19 protein-coding genes are annotated in these 19,630 nt (G+C 36.6%); 16 read left to right on the forward strand and 3 right to left on the reverse strand.

The window, feature by feature from the left end; genetic code table 11:
- Positions 1 to 18: 18 nt before the first annotated feature.
- The 11 genes from nrfD (at position 19) to GFU89_RS12825 (ending at position 11,665) form a co-directional block, all read left to right on the forward strand.
- Positions 19 to 1,416 (forward strand): NrfD/PsrC family molybdoenzyme membrane anchor subunit, encoded by a 1,398-nt coding sequence (nrfD, locus tag GFU89_RS12775; RefSeq protein ID WP_047380200.1) that lies wholly within the window; start codon positions 19 to 21, stop codon positions 1,414 to 1,416.
- Positions 1,403 to 1,924: a DUF3341 domain-containing protein gene (locus tag GFU89_RS12780; protein ID WP_047376185.1), complete on the forward strand. Its 522-nt coding sequence runs from the start codon at positions 1,403 to 1,405 to the stop codon at positions 1,922 to 1,924. The genes nrfD and GFU89_RS12780 overlap by 14 nt, the downstream gene beginning before the upstream one ends.
- Before the next feature lies 1 nt (position 1,925).
- Positions 1,926 to 2,615, forward strand: coding sequence for a c-type cytochrome (locus GFU89_RS12785; protein WP_047380199.1), 690 nt, complete (start codon positions 1,926 to 1,928; stop codon positions 2,613 to 2,615).
- Positions 2,616 to 2,623: 8 nt separating this feature from the next.
- Positions 2,624 to 3,955 (forward strand): quinol:cytochrome C oxidoreductase, encoded by a 1,332-nt coding sequence (locus tag GFU89_RS12790; protein WP_318847491.1) that lies wholly within the window; start codon positions 2,624 to 2,626, stop codon positions 3,953 to 3,955.
- Between the two features lie 157 nt (positions 3,956 to 4,112).
- A complete protein-coding gene (locus GFU89_RS12795) occupies positions 4,113 to 5,129 on the forward strand; it encodes a hypothetical protein (protein ID WP_318847492.1) in 1,017 nt (338 codons plus the stop codon).
- Between the two features lie 175 nt (positions 5,130 to 5,304).
- The gene (locus GFU89_RS12800) at positions 5,305 to 6,504 is read left to right on the forward strand and encodes a hypothetical protein (RefSeq protein ID WP_318847493.1); all 1,200 of its coding nucleotides are present in this window, start codon (positions 5,305 to 5,307) and stop codon (positions 6,502 to 6,504) included.
- Between the two features lie 3 nt (positions 6,505 to 6,507).
- Positions 6,508 to 7,044 (forward strand): adenine phosphoribosyltransferase, encoded by a 537-nt coding sequence (locus tag GFU89_RS12805; protein WP_318847494.1) that lies wholly within the window; start codon positions 6,508 to 6,510, stop codon positions 7,042 to 7,044.
- A 214-nt stretch (positions 7,045 to 7,258) separates the two neighbouring features.
- A complete protein-coding gene (locus tag GFU89_RS12810; protein ID WP_318847495.1) occupies positions 7,259 to 7,966 on the forward strand; it encodes a tetratricopeptide repeat protein in 708 nt (235 codons plus the stop codon).
- Positions 7,967 to 7,969: 3 nt separating this feature from the next.
- Entirely contained in the window at positions 7,970 to 8,488 is a 519-nt protein-coding gene (gene ribH, locus GFU89_RS12815) for a 6,7-dimethyl-8-ribityllumazine synthase (protein ID WP_034734563.1), read from the forward strand.
- A gap of 168 nt (positions 8,489 to 8,656) precedes the next feature.
- Complete coding sequence (locus tag GFU89_RS12820) at positions 8,657 to 10,735, forward strand: LTA synthase family protein (protein ID WP_318847496.1); 2,079 nt, start codon at positions 8,657 to 8,659, stop codon at positions 10,733 to 10,735.
- Between the two features lie 66 nt (positions 10,736 to 10,801).
- Positions 10,802 to 11,665 (forward strand): neutral zinc metallopeptidase, encoded by an 864-nt coding sequence (locus GFU89_RS12825; protein WP_318847497.1) that lies wholly within the window; start codon positions 10,802 to 10,804, stop codon positions 11,663 to 11,665.
- A gap of 64 nt (positions 11,666 to 11,729) precedes the next feature.
- Here GFU89_RS12825 and GFU89_RS12830 read toward each other — a convergent pair whose 3' ends face one another.
- Together GFU89_RS12830 and GFU89_RS12835 are read right to left on the reverse strand one after the other, a co-directional pair.
- On the reverse strand, positions 11,730 to 12,587 hold the full coding sequence (locus GFU89_RS12830; RefSeq protein ID WP_318847498.1) for a GLPGLI family protein: 858 nt from the start codon (positions 12,585 to 12,587) through the stop codon (positions 11,730 to 11,732).
- Between the two features lie 15 nt (positions 12,588 to 12,602).
- Positions 12,603 to 13,544: a GLPGLI family protein gene (locus GFU89_RS12835; protein WP_318847499.1), complete on the reverse strand. Its 942-nt coding sequence runs from the start codon at positions 13,542 to 13,544 to the stop codon at positions 12,603 to 12,605.
- Positions 13,545 to 13,757: 213 nt separating this feature from the next.
- On the opposite strand from GFU89_RS12835, the gene GFU89_RS12840 reads away from it, so the two are divergent.
- The 5 genes from GFU89_RS12840 to sufD all read left to right on the forward strand — a co-directional run bounded on the left by GFU89_RS12840 (position 13,758) and on the right by sufD (position 18,442).
- The gene (locus GFU89_RS12840) at positions 13,758 to 14,087 is read left to right on the forward strand and encodes a HesB/IscA family protein (protein ID WP_027372006.1); all 330 of its coding nucleotides are present in this window, start codon (positions 13,758 to 13,760) and stop codon (positions 14,085 to 14,087) included.
- Positions 14,088 to 14,155: 68 nt separating this feature from the next.
- Positions 14,156 to 14,503 (forward strand): four helix bundle protein, encoded by a 348-nt coding sequence (locus GFU89_RS12845; protein WP_318847802.1) that lies wholly within the window; start codon positions 14,156 to 14,158, stop codon positions 14,501 to 14,503.
- Positions 14,504 to 14,540: 37 nt separating this feature from the next.
- Positions 14,541 to 15,986, forward strand: coding sequence for a Fe-S cluster assembly protein SufB (gene sufB, locus GFU89_RS12850; protein WP_318847500.1), 1,446 nt, complete (start codon positions 14,541 to 14,543; stop codon positions 15,984 to 15,986).
- A 238-nt stretch (positions 15,987 to 16,224) separates the two neighbouring features.
- Positions 16,225 to 16,968: a Fe-S cluster assembly ATPase SufC gene (sufC, locus tag GFU89_RS12855; RefSeq protein WP_318847501.1), complete on the forward strand. Its 744-nt coding sequence runs from the start codon at positions 16,225 to 16,227 to the stop codon at positions 16,966 to 16,968.
- Positions 16,969 to 17,134: 166 nt separating this feature from the next.
- Positions 17,135 to 18,442, forward strand: a complete 1,308-nt coding sequence (gene sufD / locus GFU89_RS12860; protein ID WP_318847803.1) for a Fe-S cluster assembly protein SufD — start codon at positions 17,135 to 17,137, stop codon at positions 18,440 to 18,442.
- Positions 18,443 to 18,516: 74 nt separating this feature from the next.
- Here the strand turns inward: sufD and GFU89_RS12865 are convergent, their stop codons facing one another.
- Complete coding sequence (locus GFU89_RS12865) at positions 18,517 to 19,440, reverse strand: DUF3078 domain-containing protein (RefSeq protein WP_318847502.1); 924 nt, start codon at positions 19,438 to 19,440, stop codon at positions 18,517 to 18,519.
- Positions 19,441 to 19,630 lie beyond the last annotated feature (190 nt).

Consider the following 19,630-nt stretch of genomic DNA (forward strand, 5'->3'; position numbering starts at 1 on the left):
ATAATAAATAGGTAAAAAATGTCAGGACATTACGAAGCTCCGATAAGGGAACCTCTAATTATTGGTCACAAAACTTATCACGATATTACGGAAGATATCGCACGACCTATCGAAGAAAGAGCAGGTAAATTATGGTGGATCTCACTATATGCTGCACTAGTTCTATTCCTCTATGGATTCGGCTGTATTGCGTACACTATCGGGACAGGTATTGGAGCATGGGGGCTTAACAGAACTATTAACTGGGGTTGGGATATCACCAACTTTGTATGGTGGGTAGGTATCGGTCACGCCGGAACCCTAATCTCAGCAGTATTATTATTATTTAGACAGAGATGGAGAATGTCTGTAAACAGATCTGCAGAGGCGATGACGATCTTTGCGGTTGTACAGGCTGCAATCTTCCCTGTAATTCACATGGGTAGAGTTTGGGTTGGATACTGGGTATTCCCTTTACCAAACCAATTCGGTTCTCTTTGGGGGAACTTCAACTCTCCTCTACTTTGGGACGTATTTGCGATCTCAACGTATTTCTCAGTATCAACTGTATTCTGGTTCATGGGACTTATCCCTGACTTTGCAATGATCAGAGATAGAGCTAAAACCCCTTGGACTAAGAAAATTTATACATTCCTTGCATTCGGTTGGGGTGGTAAAGCAAAACACTGGCAAAGATTCGAAGAACTTTCTTTGGTTCTTGCAGGTTTGGCAACTCCACTTGTATTCTCAGTACACACTACCGTATCTTTTGACTTCGCAACTTCAGTTATTAAAGGATGGCACTCAACAATCTACCCTCCTTACTTCGTAGCTGGTGCGATCTTCTCAGGATTTGCAATGGTACAGACACTATTGTTAATTGCAAGAAAAGTTTGTCACTTAGAAGAATATATTACAATGTATCATATCGAAATTATGAACATCGTAATCGTTCTTACAGGTGGTATGGTAACTGTAGCTTATGCTACTGAATATTTCATCGGATGGTACTCAGGATCTAGATTTGAAGATTTTACATATCTTTCTCCAGGTGCTGCTGTAGGACCTTACTGGTGGGCATTCTGGTCATTGATCATCTGTAACCTTGTGGTTCCTGCTTCTTTCTGGTTCAAAAGACTTAGAACGAACATTATCTGGACATTCATTGTTGCATTGATCATCAACATCGGTATGTGGTTTGAGCGTTTTGATATTATCGTTATCAACCTTTCAAGAGACTACTTACCAGGATCATGGACAATGTTTAAGCCAACGATCATTGATGTGGGTGTATATTTGGGAACTATCGGATTCTTCTCTGTATTATTCTTACTATACGCAAGAACATTCCCTGTAATTGCACAGGCTGAATTAAAATCGATTCTGAAAATTTCAGGTGAAACTTATAAAGCAAAAGAAGGAGATGAGCACCACTAAAATTGTATACGGACTTTATGCTGACGACGACGATTTAATGAACGGCGTTAAAGCATTCAACGATAAAGGAATCGCTATAAACGAAGTATATACTCCGTTTCCGGTTCACGGACTAGACAAGGCTTTAGGGTTAAAGAAAACTAGAATTTCTGATGCCGCATTCTTATATGCTCTTTACGGTGTTACTATCGGTGCTACTGTAACTTGGTATGTGATGAATCATGACTGGCCTCAGAATATCGGTGGTAAACCAGCTTTTGACTGGGCACACAACATGCCGGCTTTCGTAGTTCCAATGTTCGAATTAATGGTATTCTGTGCTGCTCACATGATGTCTTTAACTTTCTTGGTTAGAAACAAAATGTATCCGGGAGCTCCAGCTCAGAACCCAGATCCAAGAACTACTGATGATAAATTCATGATGGAATTTGTAACTGAAGATGTAGAATCTGTAAAACAGTTGCTTATTGAAACTGGAGTTGAAGAAATAACTGTTAAAGACGCTTAAAATGAAAAAGAATGTATTAAAAATTACAGCAGTTTTAGGTTTAACAACGGTTTTACTTAACTCTTGTGGACCAAAGGAGAATACTCCGTTGGTATATTTCCCGGACATGTATTTTCCGGTAGCTTATGATCCATTGATGAAAGCACAGGATGCTTATTCAGATCATGAAAATGAAATTCCTGCTTTTGTTAAAAATAGTGGCGCAACAGGTCTTGCTCCAGTAGAAGGATCAGTATCTCAAAATAAAGATGGAGTTTTTGAAGAAAGCTTACTACCTAAGAATGTTGATGAGTACAACGCTGGGTATGACGCTTCCAAAAAACTTACAGTATCTCCTCTAAACCCGGCTAATGCAGCTAAGGATATTGAAAGAGGAAAAATATTGTTTGATCACACTTGTGCGGCATGTCACGGAACAGGAGGTGATGGACAAGGACCTATCGTACAAAGTGGGGCATTCTCTGGAGTACCCAACTATGCAGACAGAGAAATTACTGTAGGATCTGTTCATTATGTATTAACAAACGGTAGAAATGCAATGGGATCTTATGCGGGACAACTGAACGCAGGAGACAGATGGAGAGTAGCATTGTATGTGATGAGTGCTTTCAAGAAAGGAGCAGCAGCACCGGCAGCAGCTACAGCGGCGGCACCAGCAACAACTGAAACGACTACCGAAACTAAAAAATAAGAAAAGAAATGTATAGTTTTTCACCAAAATTAAAATCAACTTCTATAATACTTCTTGTTGTAGGTTTAGTTCTTTTCGGTATTGGTTTCTTTATGAACAAAGGAATTTCTACTGAGAAAATAGAACAAATGATGGAAGCTGTTCATGCTTCTGGTCATGATGCTCCTACACACTCAAGTGAAATGGTTGGACCACAGGATCACGCAGCTCATTTAGAGCATGCTGAGCTTCAGATTCACAACCAGCCATTAGCATCGCTGCACTTTGTAGCTGTCTTTTTCTTTGGAGTAAGTTGCGCTGTACTGTTCTTCTACTGTATTCAGCACGCAGCTCACGCAGGATGGCCTATTATCATCACAAGAGTAATGGAAGCTATTGCTTCTTATATTCCTTACGGTGGGGCAATTCTGGTTATCATGATGATCTTGAACATCACTCATAATGGTCACTTATTCCACTGGATGGACCCTGAGTTGACAAACCCGGAATCTGCACATTTTGATGTGATCCTATTTGAAAAGAAAAGATTCTTAAATATTCCTTTCTATGCAATAAGAACTTTAATCTACGTGATTGGTGCTTCTTTCTTTGCTTGGAAATTAAAAGCTCAGTCTAAAAAAGTAGATGAAACTAAGTCTAAAGTAGAGTATCAAATGCTTTACAGATGGGCAGTAGGATATATCGCATTCTTCGGATTTGCTTCTGCAGCTTGGGCTTGGGACTGGTTGATGTCTATTGACCCTCACTGGTATTCTACAATGTATATCTGGTATTCAATGGTTAGCTGCCTTTCAAGTGGTATTGCTGTAATCATTTTATTAAGTGTTTATCTTAAGAAAAATGGTTTCTTACCACAGTTCAATGACAACCACTTACACGATTTAGGAGTTTTCCTTTTCGCTACAAGTATGCTTTGGACATATACATGGTTCGCTCAGTTCATGCTTTACTGGTATGCAAACGTTCCGGAAGAGGTTAACTACTTCTTCGGTAGATTCCAGCACTATGGTACTACGTTTTTACCAATGCTGATTGTAAACTTCTTATTACCACTATTGGTATTAGTAAGCAGCAGCATCAAGAGAAACTACAAAGTGGTTACCACAATGGCTGTAATCGTTATCTTAGGACACCTTTTAGATTACTTCAACATGGTAATGCCGGGAACGGTAGGACCATACTGGAACACTCCTGAAGTATTCTTATTAATTCTGGGAGCAGTTCTATTCGTAGCTGGACTATTTATGTTTACTGTACTTTCAGCTTTATCTAAACTGAAGTTGATTCCTACAGGAAACCCATACCTACACGAATCTGAAATTTATGAGTATCCTTTCTAAGGACTTGTAACAAAATAAAATTATAAAAGACTGATTGTTAAACAATCAGTCTTTTTTTATGCAATGACGCAAATAAGAATTTTCAGGCAACCATTTTCTACTTTTCCCGTCTTTATATAAAAGTCTGTTTTATTAACACCGAAACCAAAATACTGCTATGAAAAAAATTCATCTTCTATACCTTCTGTTCTGTCTGCTTTCCGTATTCACGAATGCACAGGTCATAACTTTCGTTTCTGAAAAAAGTAATAATCCTCTTCCCAGAGTTTCTGTATTTGGCAAAGACGGAAGCATACTTGCCTACTCTGATATTGATGGCAAGATTGACAAGCAGTCATTGTCCCCTGCTCAGGAAAAATTTCAGCTGGTCTATAATAATTTTCCGGTCGCCACCCTATCGTATTCCGATTTTGATCAGCCGGTCATTAAAATAAACGATCAGGTAAAAGAAATTGAAACCGTTGTTATTAAAAATAGCAAACCAGCCAAATATATTTTCATCAAGGGAAATTTTAACGCCTATGTAACGGTAAACAATAAACTGAACAGCTATGCTGACGGAATTGTAACCTACATTTTTGATAATAAATCCAAAAAACTGAAAAGTACAAATGTTGAACAGTACAGAATTTTCAGATTGGCAGAATCTAAAAATGAGAAAAAAGAAACTTCATCATGGGATTATGGCAACTCTCTTCAGCTTCCAAAACTCAAAAACGTAGGAAATCCTGAAGAATATAAAACAACAAAAAATATTATTAAAGAATTAAAAGGCGACCGCAAAGATCAGATTGAAGTGACTGGCGGTGCCCTGCAGGATAAAGAATTTTCATTCTTTGGATATAGATTTTATGACATAAGAACAATCCTAAATATGTCCTTCGAAAAAGGCTCAGAAAAAACGCTGAAAGATTTCCTGGAGTATAATGAACTTGTTTTTATAAAATTGAAACATAAAAGCGAACCGAATTACAATCAGATAGCAGTTTATACTAATTTTTATCCCACAGAACTTAACTTCAGCAATGATAATGATATTGAGAAAGTGAAGTTTGATAAAGACAACAGCAATTACAAAACATCCTACTGGCAGGATTCTTCATTTCCCAATATGCAGACTATTTTCAGCAGCTTTTTCAAGGATGATTTAAAAGAGCAAACAAATAAAAAATAATGAGAATCCTTTTCATCATCACTTTCAATAGTACAAATACCAATATTGAATTCTAAAATTAAAAGAACAGCATCCATTCCTATAAAAAAGTAATAAATAAGCAAAAAACATAAAGTAAAAAATAAAATCCAGTATTAATAAAGGTTTTATTAAATTTGCAACAAACCAAATAAAAATGAAAAAGTTTTCTTTTCTACTTGTTTTCAGTCTGTTGCTTTTTACAGCATGTAAGAAAGATCATGTAGATGCTACGAATACTAAAACACTGCAGTCAAGTATCAATGATATGACTTCCAGTTTACCTACCATTAAGCAGATTAAGTTTAATGAGGCTCTTTATATCCTTAAAACATTTGGCGTAGAGGCAGATGGTGATATCAATGAATTGAAAGCTCTTGGTAAATTGATCAACGGGAAAAAAGTTCCTGAAGTCATGGCACTTGCAGACGAAGTTGCACAGAAAAATGGAATAGAATGGGCCAGTACTGCCCCACCATCACTTGGAGAAATGAATATTTTCGGTGATGATAAAGCCAAAGAAAGCGATCCTAACGACGTTAAAGCCGGCTCATTAACCCTTATAACAAACCCTACGGGAGATGATGGATCTGGAGCACCTACTGCAATTCAGATCGTTCCAAGACTTGTGGATGCGGCTGGAAAACCTGTAGCCTTTACTGGTGCAGGTCTGGAAGCTACATTGGAAGTCTTCAGTAATGGAGTAAGACTTGCTACAGCCAAAAACCTGATGCAGGATAATAACTTCAAAGGATTCAACCTGAAGTTCTCCTCCATTCCGGCGGCAAAGGTTATCGACAACAAAATCGACATCACAGTTTCTGTAAAAACGACAGCGAAAACCTTCAAAATGTCAAAAATTGGTCTTGATGTGAATGCGGCAGCTCTGAAAGTTCCTGCAATTCCTAAAACCGATACAACAGCTGTACCAGAACAACCGAATGCTGTAATAGATCCAAATAACCCATCTGCTACCACTGGGACAACTACAGATCCTGCGACAGCTACTCCAGCTACACCAGCAGCTCCGAAACAGCCAACTGCAGATCCTAAGAATACAGTAAGCAAATTTTTAAACAGCGTAAGTTCACAGAACTTAAAAGCGGCATACGAAACTGCCAGCAATCCAAACTGGGGAAGCTATGAGTCTTTCTCAAATCCTACTTCAGGTTTCGGATCTGTGAAAAATGTAAGCGTAAAGAATATTACAACAAGCGGTGCTACAACCAACAGTGCTAGCGTAAATGCGACCTATGATGTAACAGATAAAAGTGGTAAAACAACTTCTTTAAAAGTAACATTTGGGCTTAAAAATGTAAACGGAGACTGGAAAATTTCCAGCTATAAAATCAATTAATAAATGGCTTCAGCAGAACTGATCAAAAATTTAGAAGAAACAATTGAAAATATCCCTGATTTTCCGATTCCCGGAATACAGTTTAAAGATATTTCACCCATCTTTTTAGATCCTAAACTTTATGAAGACGTGATTGCAGATCTTGCAGCCTTCAGTAAAGGGAAAGTAGATGCAGTCTGCGGAATTGAAAGCCGTGGTTATTTGTTCGGAATCGCTATTGCTGTAGCACTGGAAGTTCCATTCATTTTAATCAGAAAAGCAGGAAAGCTTCCTCCCCCTGTCATTTCAGAAAAATATGACCTGGAATATGGAAGTGCCATTATTGAAACCCGTGAAGGGCAGATAAAGCCGGGACAAAGAGTTTTGATTCATGATGATCTTTTAGCAACAGGAGGAACTACTGAAGCAGCAGCCAAATTGGTAGAAAAACAGGGAGCAACAGTTGCCCAATTCAGTTTCCTGATTGGCTTAAAAGGTTTGAATGGAGATGAAAAGCTGAAAAAATTTGGTGCAGAAGTGTATCATATTTTAGGATATTAAAGTTAAAACATATATGCTTCGGCATGCTCAGCATGACAACACTAATAATTTACTGTAAGATTAGAAGTGCCATGCTGAGCTTGCCGAAGCATCTTTTTTTAATAAATTCATCATTCACCATTAACAATTCACAAAATTTCATCAATAATACTCATAAAGTATTTTGTAAATCTCTCAGAAACAATTAAATTTGCATTTCAATTTTTAAAAACTTATGGCAAAATTGGGAAAGAGTGCTCAGAACGAGCAAGAAGGTAAAGAAACGGTTGAGTTCTTTAAAGACCTTGACAGAGAAGCTTTAAACACTGAAAGATTTGTTGAAAAATATTCAAAACCTCTAGGTTTTGTATTTGGAGCATTAATTTTAGCCGTTTTAGGATTCTTCGCTTACAAGCAATTTGTAGTTGCTCCAAAGAACGTTGAAGCTGTGAAAAGTTTCCTTTCTGCTCAGAAAAGCCTTACTGAAGGCAAAGATAAAGATGCTTTGGGAGGAAAATCTGCAGCCAACCCAGGTTTTGTAGGTACATATAACGAATATTCTTCTACTAAAATCGGTAAGCTTTCATCTTATAACGCTGGTTTACTGAAGTTCAAAGAAGGAAAATTCCAGGAAGCTTATGATCTTTTAGATCAATTTTCATCTGACAACAAAACTTTAGTAGCAATGAAATTCGGAGCTATGGCAGATGCAAAATCAGGTCTTAACAAAAATGATGAAGCTCTGGCTTTATTAGACAAAGCAGCAACAGCTTCTGATGATCCTTACACAGCATACTATTTTACAAGAAAAGCAGGTATTGTTGCTTTAGGATTAAAGAAAAATGCAGAAGCTAAAAAATACTTCTCTGCAATTGATGAGAAATATCAGGACTACGACAACGGAATGTCTGATTCTTATATTGAAATGACTAAATATTACTAAAAAATGGCAACAGTTAATCTTTCCGATTACAAGCCACTTCATATAACTAATGCCGAAGATTTTTCTATCGGCATTGTTTTTTCTGAGTGGAATGATTTTGTAACGTACAATCTTCGTGATGCAGCTTTGGAAATTCTTGAAAAAGAAGGGGTAAAACCTGAAAACATCAAACTTTTCCCTGTTCCCGGAGCTTTTGAACTCAACTATGCAAGCATGCAGCTTTGCAAAGAGAGAAAATATGACGCAGTAATTTCTATCGGATGTGTGATCCGTGGGGAGACACCTCATTTTGACTACGTATGTTCTGCAGTAGCACAGGGAATCAAAGACTGTAACATTATGACTGATACGCCTACCATTTTCTGTGTATTGACAGATGATACAAAGGAGCAATCTATCGCAAGAAGCGGGGGTGATCTTGGAAATAAAGGGGTAGAAGCAGCCGTTACAGCTTTAAGAATGATTGATTTCAAAAAGAAATTATCTGATAAAAAAGGAAATATAGGTTTCGGACATTCTTAACCGAAAATCAACCATAACCAACACAAAGGGACTATTTTTTAATAGTCCTTTTTTATTGGGACAATTTTAAATCTAAAATCTTATTAATAAACAGGATGTTTTTGTTTTTTTCCATCAAAAGTTAAGTACAAAAACTATCTTTGTGAAACTAATATAGACAGTAAATACATGTTTTTAAGAAAAATAAAACCGTTCCTATATTTAGGAGTTTTCTATCTTATTATTTCATTGATAATAAGAACAGTATTCTTTTTTCATCCTATTACTACCGCTAGTTTTGGATTTTTCGAAGTTATAAAAGTCCTGTTAATAGGCCTGGTGAATGATATTTTTGTATTCATGCTTGCCAGTGCTATTCTCGCGCTTTACTTTCTCTTCCTCTCCAATTCAAAATATAAAAAACCTTACGGCTACATTATCTTTGGAGCACTGGTTTTATTCTTACTCTATATCTGGCTTATTCCCAACAACATTTTCAAGCAATATGGAGGTTCTGTAACAGAAGTGGCCCTTGCTTTTGTAGGTATAAAGACTCTTTTCTTCGGACTGATGCTCTTCCTTCCTACACAAAGAATAAAGATTCGTAACACCCTATATTTCATTACATTATTATTATATGTTCTTCTGATTATTTTCAACGGAGTAAGTGAATACTTCTTTTACAATGAATTCGGAGTTCGTTATAATTTTATTGCAGTAGATTATCTTATCTATACCAATGAAGTCATTGGGAATATTATGGAAAGTTATCCTGTTGTTCCATTGTTTTCCGGGATAATGATCGTTACACTTACCATCACATGGTTCATTTATAAGAAAACGAAAGATGATCTGCTGGAACTTCCGGATTTTAAACAAAAAATGGTTCTTCTAGGTAGTTTTATCGTCCTTTGCGCTCTTAGTATGCTGGCAATACCATCTTTAATGCAGATCAAATCAGATAATGTTTTTGCTGACGAAATTGAAGCCAACGGACTTCCGAAGTTCTATTGGGCCTTTACTCATAATGAGCTGGATTACTTCCAGTTTTATTCCCAGATCAATCAGCAGCAGGCCGAAAAGAATTTCCTTAGCCAGTATCCACAGCAGACATTATCAAGAAATATCGTTGCTGAACAGCCTGAAACCAATAAAAATGTAGTATTGATCTCCATTGAAAGTCTTTCTGCCGACTTCATGGAACATTATGGAAATACACAAAAAATTACTCCTTTCCTGGACAGCCTTGCCGAAAAATCACTGATGTTTACCAATCTGTATGCTACCGGAAACAGAACGGTACGCGGACTGGAAGCTTTAACATTGTGTATTCCTCCTACAGCGGGAGAAAGTATCATCAAAAGAGATGACAATAAAAACAAATTCACAACCGGAAATGTATTTAAATCCAAAGGGTATGATGTTAAGTTTTTATATGGTGGTTACAGCTATTTTGATAATATGCAGGACTTCTTTAGCGGAAACGGCTACGGAATTGTAGACCGAAATAACTTTAAACCTGAAGAAATCACTTTCGCCAATGTTTGGGGAGTTGCTGATGAAGATATGGCTAAAAAAGCTATTCAGGTAATGAATGCTGAAGCAAAATCAGGAAAACCATTTTTCAATCACTGGATGACGGTTTCTAATCACAGACCATTTACTTATCCTGACGAAAGAATAGATATTCCGGGAACTGCAAAATCCCGTGAAGGCGGTGTAAAATATACCGATTACTCTCTTAAACTGTTCTTTGATATGGCTAAGAAACAAGACTGGTATAAAAACACTGTTTTCGTTATCATTGCAGACCACTGTGCTTCGAGTGCCGGAAAAACTGAACTTCCTATGGATAAATACAGAATCCCTGCAATGGTATTTTCAGAAGGGTTTATTCAGCCTCAAAAGTTTGATGCACTGATGTCCCAGATCGATGTAATGCCAACCGTTTTAGGACTATTGAACTTCAGCTACCAATCTAAGTTTTTGGGTCAGGATGTCTTCAAAAAAGAATTCCAGCCTAAGGCCTATATTGCAACGTACCAGGATTTAGGACTTGTAAAAGATGGTCGTCTTACCATTATTTCACCGGTAAAAAAGGCAAAACAATATTCTTTAGAACTGGAAAAAAGTGATTTGGCTCCAGCTTTTAAACTCTATTACGACGAGAAACTCTTAAAAAACACAGACCAGAAATTGGTAGATGATGCCGTATCAGCATATCAATCTACATCCTACTGGCTAAAAACGAAACAACTTAACAGATAAAGATCTAGATATTTTTCGCTTATAGTTTGGCTTAAAATATTTAAATTAACGAATAAATTTATTACTATGAAATGGACAGACGACAGAGGCGGAAACGTTGATGACCGCCGTGGTTCCGGAGGTGGAAATGGAGGTATGATCGTAGGCGGAGGACTTGGAACTTTAATTATAGCAGCTATCGTGTTCTTTTTGGGAGGTGATCCATCCGGTATTCTGAATTCCGGCAGTATGCAGTCTTCAGGAAATTCCAGAGAACAAAGAGAACTTACAACCGGTGAAAAACAAATCGGGGAAATGGTAAAAATGATGGATGCATGGAATAGCCAGACCTGGACCCAGATTTTCAAAGAAAATGGGATGACTTATACTGATCCGGGTATTGTTCTTTTTGAAAATACAACTTCTTCAGCATGTGGTACAGCTCAGGCTGCCATGGGACCATTCTATTGCCCTGCTGATCAGAAAGTCTATATGGATATGAGTTTTTTCGGTGAACTTCAGCAAAAATTCGGAGCCAAAGTAACGGAATTTACGGTAGCTTATGTTCTTGCCCACGAAGTAGGACATCATGTTCAGACTCTTTTAGGAACCACTCAAAAAGTGGATCAATTAAGAAGAAGCGGAAGATATTCGGAAGAACAGATGAACAGAGTATCTGTGGCTACAGAATTACAGGCTGATTTCTATGCTGGAGTTTGGGCAAAAAGGACCAATGACACCAAACATATACTGGAACCTGGAGACATTGAGTCTGCAATAGATGCTGCAGAAGCCGTTGGAGATGATAATATTCAGAAAAGAGGCCAGGGATATGTCAATCAGGAAAGCTTTACCCACGGATCGTCTGCACAACGTAAAGAATGGTTTATGAAAGGCTATAACACCGGAGACATCAGACAGGGTGATACTTTCAACCAGCTATTAAAATAGTTTATCAGAATCAAAATTATACAAAATAAAAAATGCGGTCTTAAAGTAAGACCGCATTTTTTATTTATTGCAATTCAATAGGATTAGAATTTTTCTTGACTTCTTCCTTTACCCTTTCTTCCATTCTTTTTCTCATATCGGCAGGGTTCTGATTTCCTCCACCGCCGGCACCTCTTCCTCCGCCAGCTCTTACTGTTGTCATAAATCCACCTTGTCCACTACTTTGGCTCATAAATGACATGGGATCAGTTTTAAACTTTTGCTGCTGTTTTAAATAATCTGCTCTTTTCACTTTTAAAGTATTTCCAAATTGGTTCAAAGTCGGGAACTCAGCAATTTTATAATTTTTCATTAAGTCAAAAGAATATTCTCCTTTATCATCTTCTATTTTCACAATTAATCCCGGAAGCCCTCCAAACTTGTAAGGCCCATCCTGATAAGGAAGATCTGTTGTAAACCAGGCAGTCCATTTTCTTCCTCCAAAATCAGTTTCAGCTTTCTGAACTTTGTACTCTCCTATTTTTCTTGTTTCTGACTCAATTTTCCAGTTCAGAGGTCGGTCTTCTTCATACGAATAGATATCTCTGCCAATTCTGTCTTTAAAGTAAGTCTTTTGGTTTGTTTTATCTTTTTCTACAGAATAATTGATATTCGTTCTCAAACCTTCCATCTGATCTCTGTTGATACTTCCTCTTCCGCCTCCACCTTGAAATGCTTTTTGCATGACAGAGTCTCTTTTGATTCTGTTTTCAGAATAAAACACAGATTTTTCCGGAGAAATGTCCAGATAAGCATTTTCTGTCTTAATGTCTGTTTTATTTTCAGCATCAGGTTTCATAGTCACCTGATACACAAACCTGTTTGCCTGTGCAGAAACATTCTGTATAAAGAGTGCCAATGCGATAATACCTAATTTTTTCATTTATATTTTTTTTATTTATTTTAACTCAATTGGGTTTTGGACTGTATTAGTAAAAGAAGGACTTTCTACAGATGAACTTTGTGACATAGGAGAACCCTGATTTCCACCATCCATTCCGCCTCTATGCATTCCGCCACCTCCGTGGCCTCCGCCTCTCATTCCTCCTCCGTTCATTCCGCCACCGTGTCTTCCACTTCCAGTGCTCATATTTCCACCTCCTATATTTCCGGCTATAGCTTTTCTATTTTTACCAAACTCTAGTTCCAATGCGGCTTTATCGCTATGAAAATTAACTCTGGTACTTTGTTTTGCATCGGAATATATTTGTTCTTCAAAAGCATTTTTAATGGTAATTTTTTTAACAAGATCAAATTTGTAATCTCCTTTATCATCTTCCAGCTTTACAATCAACCCCGGTAATCCAGAAAACTTATAAGGTCCGTCAGATAGAGGAATATCTTTTGTGAACCATGCTGTCCAGATCCTTCCTCCAAACTCTGTAACTGCTTTTTGGGCAGAATATCCATTTTGCTTCTCAATAATATTTGTCACTTCCCATTTTACAGGTCTGTCTTCCTGATAATAAATCTGTTTTCCGGCCGCTCTTTCATAATAATATACTTTCTGGTCCGGAATACTTTTAGAAATAAAATATTCAAAAAAAGTAGGTTCAAAATATTTCTTTCCTTCCAGCTTTGAAAAAGCTTTTTCTTCTTTTTTATCATTTTCTTTTACTTCTGATCTTAGAGAAGTAAAAAGAGAGTCTCTTTTCAGTTTATTTTCGCTGATGAATAATGACCGCTCTCCCTTAACATCCAGAAAAGTTCTTTCACTTTTCATACTTACCAGATTAATAGAATCTGGGTTTACAAGCGTTTCATAAACATATCTTGTAGTCTGTCCGTAAGACACTACGGTGAAAAACAATACAAAAAAAAATATTATTTTTTGTCCCATTACCGATTTTCTTTATAGATAGAAAATACGATTCAAGGTTAAAATCAGAAGTAAAATCTTCACATCAGGATAAGAAATTTATCTAATTTTAACATAAATCACCCCCTTCAAGATCGCTATTAATATCAGAATCATTAAAATAGATATCTTCGATTTGAGATTGCGGAAATTAGTTCGTATTTTTGCATCATTAAATCATTCTAAATAAATACAATGATAAAAGTATCAGACTATGCAAAGGAGAAAGCTATCCAGTTGATGACTGAAGATGGTTTTAACCCTGCTGAAGATTATATAAGAGTAGGGGTGAAAAGCGGCGGATGCTCTGGTTTAGAGTATGTTTTAAAGTTTGATAACCAAAAAACAGACACGGATCAGATATTTGAAGATAATAACATCAAAATTATTATAGATAAGAAATCCATCCTTTATTTGGCTGGAACAACTCTTGAGTATTCAGGAGGATTGAACGGAAAAGGGTTTGTATTTAACAACCCGAATGCATCCAGAACATGTGGATGTGGAGAATCATTTAGTCTTTAAGAGAATTTAAAATTAAAAGATTAAGAAATTTAGAGAGCATTACGACTGTATCCTTTGAAAGTTTTCAGATTTATAAAAAATCAATTTCTTTTACGGTCGCTATTTTTAAACTTCTTGATAACGAAAATTTACAAAAAGAATTTTCACTTAAAGATCAAATAAAAAGAGCTGTTTTATCAATAACCAATAATATTGCTGAAGGGTCTGAATATGGAAGTAACAAACAATTTATCAGATTTCTCTGGATTTCAAAAGGAAGTTGTGCAGAGGTAAGAAATATGCTGTTTGTTTTATATAGCTTAGAAAAAATCAATGATGAGACTTTCAATGCATTGAACACCGAGTGTTTGGATATAGCAAAGGAAATTTATCATTTCATTAAATATTTGGAAAGGAGCAATTCAGGTAACAAGTAATATCTAAATTTCTTAATACCTTAATCTCTTAATAATTATGAAGTATACAGAAGACGATCTAAGAGTCGATTTAGAAAATAAAAAATATGAATTCGGTTGGGAAACGAAGATTGATTATGAAGACTTCCCGATCGGTTTAAATGAGGATATCGTCCGTGCCATCTCTGCTAAAAAAGAAGAGCCGGAATGGATGACCGAATGGCGACTGGAATCTTTCAAAATCTGGTTGAAAATGGTAGAGCCTACCTGGGCGAATATCAAGTATGAAAAACCAGATTTTCAAGCAATCCGTTACTATGCTGCTCCTAAAGTAAAGCCTGAACTGGCAAGTCTTGACGAGGTAGATCCTGAATTATTGAAAACATTTGCAAAATTAGGGATCAATATCGAAGAGCAGAAAAGACTTTCAGGAGTTGCTGTAGATATCGTAATGGACTCAATTTCTGTGAAAACCACTTTCCAGGACACATTGGCAGAGAAAGGAATTATTTTCTGTTCAATTTCTGAGGCTATTAAAAACCACCCGGATCTGGTAAGAAAATATCTTGGAAAAGTAGTTCCAAGAGGAGATAATTTTTATGCAGCATTGAATTCCGCAGTATTCTCTGACGGAAGTTTCTGTTATATTCCTAAAGGCGTAAAATGCCCAATGGAGCTTTCCACGTATTTCCGTATCAACCAAGCAGGAACAGGACAGTTTGAAAGAACGCTTCTTGTAGCTGATGAGGGAAGTTACGTGTCGTACCTTGAAGGATGTACAGCACCATCAAGAGATGAAAACCAGCTTCACGCTGCAGTAGTGGAACTGATCGCTTTAGACGGAGCCGAAATTAAATATTCTACCGTTCAGAACTGGTATCCTGGTAATGAAGAAGGTAAAGGAGGTGTATTCAACTTTGTAACGAAAAGAGGACTTTGCGAAAGAAATGCAAAAATCTCATGGACACAGGTAGAAACAGGTTCAGCAGTAACATGGAAGTATCCTTCTTGTATTCTAAAAGGTGACAATTCTATCGGAGAGTTCTACTCTATTGCGGTAACCAACAACCACCAGTATGCAGATACAGGAACGAAAATGATCCACATTGGAAAGAATACCAAATCAACGATTATTTCAAAAGGTATTTCTGCAGGAAAATCTCAAAACTCATACAGAGGACAGGTGAAAGTAATGCCTTCAGCAAAAGGAGCAAGAAACTTCTCTCAATGTGACTCTTTATTGATGGGTAATGAATGTGGGGCTCACACTTTCCCTTACATTGAAATCAAAGATCCTACTGCACAGTTAGAGCATGAGGCAACGACTTCAAAAATTGGGGAAGATCAGATTTTCTACTGTAACCAAAGAGGTATTGATACGGAAAGAGCCATTGCTTTGATCGTAAATGGTTTCAGTAAAGAAGTTTTAAACAAGCTTCCTATGGAATTCGCTATTGAAGCACAGAAATTGTTGGAAATTTCACTGGAAGGTTCAGTAGGATAATCCTTAAAAAAAGATCTATTAGATATAAACGAACTGATTAATGGCAAGGTTTTCAGCGTTTTTATCAGATCAAAAACCGTTACATACGGAAATATAAGTTCTAATCTTCACAAAAGATTATGACAAACATAAAATATAAAAAGCTTCTCTTCGTCTGTTGAGAATACTGCAGATAATAGGCATTATTATACTTACAGTGAAGAAGCTCACACAATTATAAAAGCAAAAGTTAGCAAGAATGTTACAAATTAAAGACCTTCACGCCAAAATTGAAGATGGCGCAGAAATATTAAAAGGTATTAATCTTGAAATAAAGCCAGGCGAAGTTCACGCTATCATGGGGCCGAACGGAGCTGGGAAATCTACCCTATCTTCTGTAATCGCTGGAAAAGAAGATTACGAAGTGACTGGTGGAGAGATTCTTTTCCAGGGAGAAGACATCATTGAAGACGCTCCTGAAGATAGAGCTCACAAAGGAATTTTCCTTTCTTTCCAATATCCAGTGGAAATTCCGGGAGTTTCTGTAACGAACTTTATCAAAGCTGCTTTAAACGAGACAAGAAAAGCAAACGGATTGGGAGAAATGCCTGCAAAAGAAATGCTTGCATTAATCCGTGAAAAATCTGAAAAACTAGGTATCAAGAAAGATTTCCTTTCAAGATCACTGAACGAAGGATTCTCCGGAGGTGAAAAGAAAAGAAACGAGATCTTCCAGATGATGATGCTTAATCCTAAACTGGCTATTCTTGATGAGACCGATTCCGGATTGGATATCGATGCTCTAAGAATCGTAGCAGATGGGGTAAATCACTTTAAAAATGAAGGAAATGCAGTTCTTTTGATTACTCACTATCAGAGATTGCTTAACTATATTCAACCTGACTTCGTTCACGTTTTAGCGGATGGAAAAATCATCAAAACCGGTGATAAATCTTTAGCGTTAGAACTTGAAGAAAAAGGTTACGACTGGCTTCTTAACTAAGAAGAAAATATATTATTTCAGAGATTACTTTTTTTCGCAGTCATTCTTGAAATCACGGGAAAATAAAAATCTCTACTATTAAAAATTGGGTTCCCTATTCCTCGGAATAACAATATTTTAGTTAATAAAAAAAGAAAAAATGGTGCAAACCACAGATATACCAGTAATGGCATTAAAAGAACAAATTATAGAGAACCATAATGAATTTTTGGAGAGTCTTCGTCACCGATTTTTGGATGACAGCAGAAAAGCAGCTCTTCAAAGGTTTCAAAGCGTTGGTTTTCCGACAAAAAAAGACGAAGAATATAAATATACCAATCTAAAGGAAATCACGGAAAAAAGCTACAACTTCTTCCCGAAAGAGAGCCACAATATCACTAAAGAACAGTTTGATGAACTGCACCTTGGTGAAGAAAATTTTGATTGGATTGTTTTTGTAAATGGTAAACTTCACAAAGAACTTTCAAAAGTTTCTATTGAAAATGTAGAGTTCCTTTCATTCAACTATGCACTGAATGATGCAAAGCATAAAGAAGTTTTTGAAAAGTATTTCAACAGCATTGCTTCTAAGGAACAAGCTTTTACGAACTTAAACCTTGCCTACTGCAAATACGGTTTCTTTTTGAAAGTTCCTAAAAATGTAGTGATTGAAAAACCAATCCACATTTTTTATATTTCTCAGAATCAGGAAGAAAATACATTCTACAATACAAGAAACCTTTTGATCGTAGAAGAAGGCGCAAAAGTAGAAGTGATTGAAAGCCACCATAATTTTGACAGCACTTATGTATTGACAAACTCTGTAACAGAGATCTTTACATACCCTAATGCAAAGGCTGACTGGCACAAGCTTCAGAATGATAACAACACAACATATCTTATCGACAATACGTTTGCAAGACAGGAGAAAGACAGCTTAACGACTGTAAATACATTCACTTTCGGAGGTAAACTGGTAAGAAACAACCTTGATTTTATTCATAATGGATCCAACATCAATTCATTCATGAACGGAATCACCATCATCGGGAAAGATCAGCTGGTAGACCACCATACGGCAGTTCACCATAACTTCCCGAACTGTGAAAGTTATCAGAACTATAAAGGAATCTTCGATGGCAATGCCCACGGAGTTTTCAATGGAAAAGTTTTTGTAGATAAAATTGCTCAGAAAACAAACGCTTATCAGCAAAACAACAACGTGTTACTAAGTGAAGGAGCAAGCATCGATACAAAACCTCAGTTGGAGATCTTTGCAGATGATGTAAAATGTTCTCACGGATGTACGGTAGGACAGCTGAATGAAGATGCTTTATTCTACCTGAGAGCAAGAGGAATCTCTAAAAAAGAAGCTCAGGCATTGCTTTTATATGCTTTCGCAAATGATGCCATGCAGAACATTGATATAGAGCCTCTAAAAGAGAAAATTTCAAAGCTATTGGCTGAGAAACTAGAAGTAGATATAGAATTCTAAGACTTATATATATTGATACGCAAAAGCACTTCTTTTTGAAGTGCTTTTATATTTCTTACAGATGTTATTTCTGTTTATTTTTTTAACCAACCTTGGTTATCCTTATTATCTGAACGTTTCTTACCATTATCAAAATTGTAAGCCAGACCTACTCCCAATGTCTGCTTCAGCTGTGTTTTCCAGATCTGATTATGGTCATACAGCAGATCCAGGGTAATATTGGATGAAATATATTTATTGATCTTCATATTTAAGATCGCTCCATAAGCCAGTACCAATCTATCCGGATGATCCAGATAATTAGAAAATACAGACGCTGTATTGGTCAGGTTAATATTCTCCATGATCTTGATCTTATAAATAGCAGTTCCAAGGAAACCGAACTGGAAAAGCGATGAATCACCATCATTTTTAAGGCCGTAGGTTCCTGCAGTTTGAAGATCCTTATCCAACACAAAAGTCCATCTTGCGTTCGCTGGACGTAAAGTCACAGTCAGATTATCATTAGGACGGTAGGTAACCCCTGCACCCACATTTACATATCCGGGAGCCATAAAATTGGAAATCTTTTTAGCATCAGGATTATTGCCATCTTCATATCCCGGAGCAAACTGAGTCTGAAGACCGGCTCCTGCTGAGAAATACCAGCTTTCAGCAAATTTTCTACCATAGTTTGTAGAAAGATTAATCACATCCTGAGTTTTTCTCACTCCTGTTCCCTGGGTATTATTCTGTCCATAGCCCAGAATAATGATATTTTCCCAAAGATCTTTCCCTTTTTCATACGTCAGGTTGTAATTGACACCAGCAAGCCATCCCACATTGTTGGCTCCACCTCCTACCCAGTTTGAAAAGGCCGCCTGGTTAAGCATTAATGTGTTTTGTCCCTGAATAGACCAGGCTTTAACAGTGTCTGCTGCCGGAGCATCTGTTTTAGTTTCTTGCGCCAAAGCCATCGCTCCAAAAGAAATGGAACTGATCAATAAAAGTTTTTTCATAATAATGATTTTTACAAATGTATAAATAATAATCTACGTCTAAATAAAATTCACTTTAAAATGAATTGAATATAGTTGATTTTTCGCTTATAATACAATGAAAACAAACTATTTAAACTACCCCATATTATGTCACAAACTTAAACCAACTTAAAACCACAGTATTTTAAAAACAAAAAAACGCCTCATT

The organism is Chryseobacterium sp. JV558 (assembly GCF_033712365.1).
Lineage (GTDB): Bacteria > Bacteroidota > Bacteroidia > Flavobacteriales > Weeksellaceae > Chryseobacterium.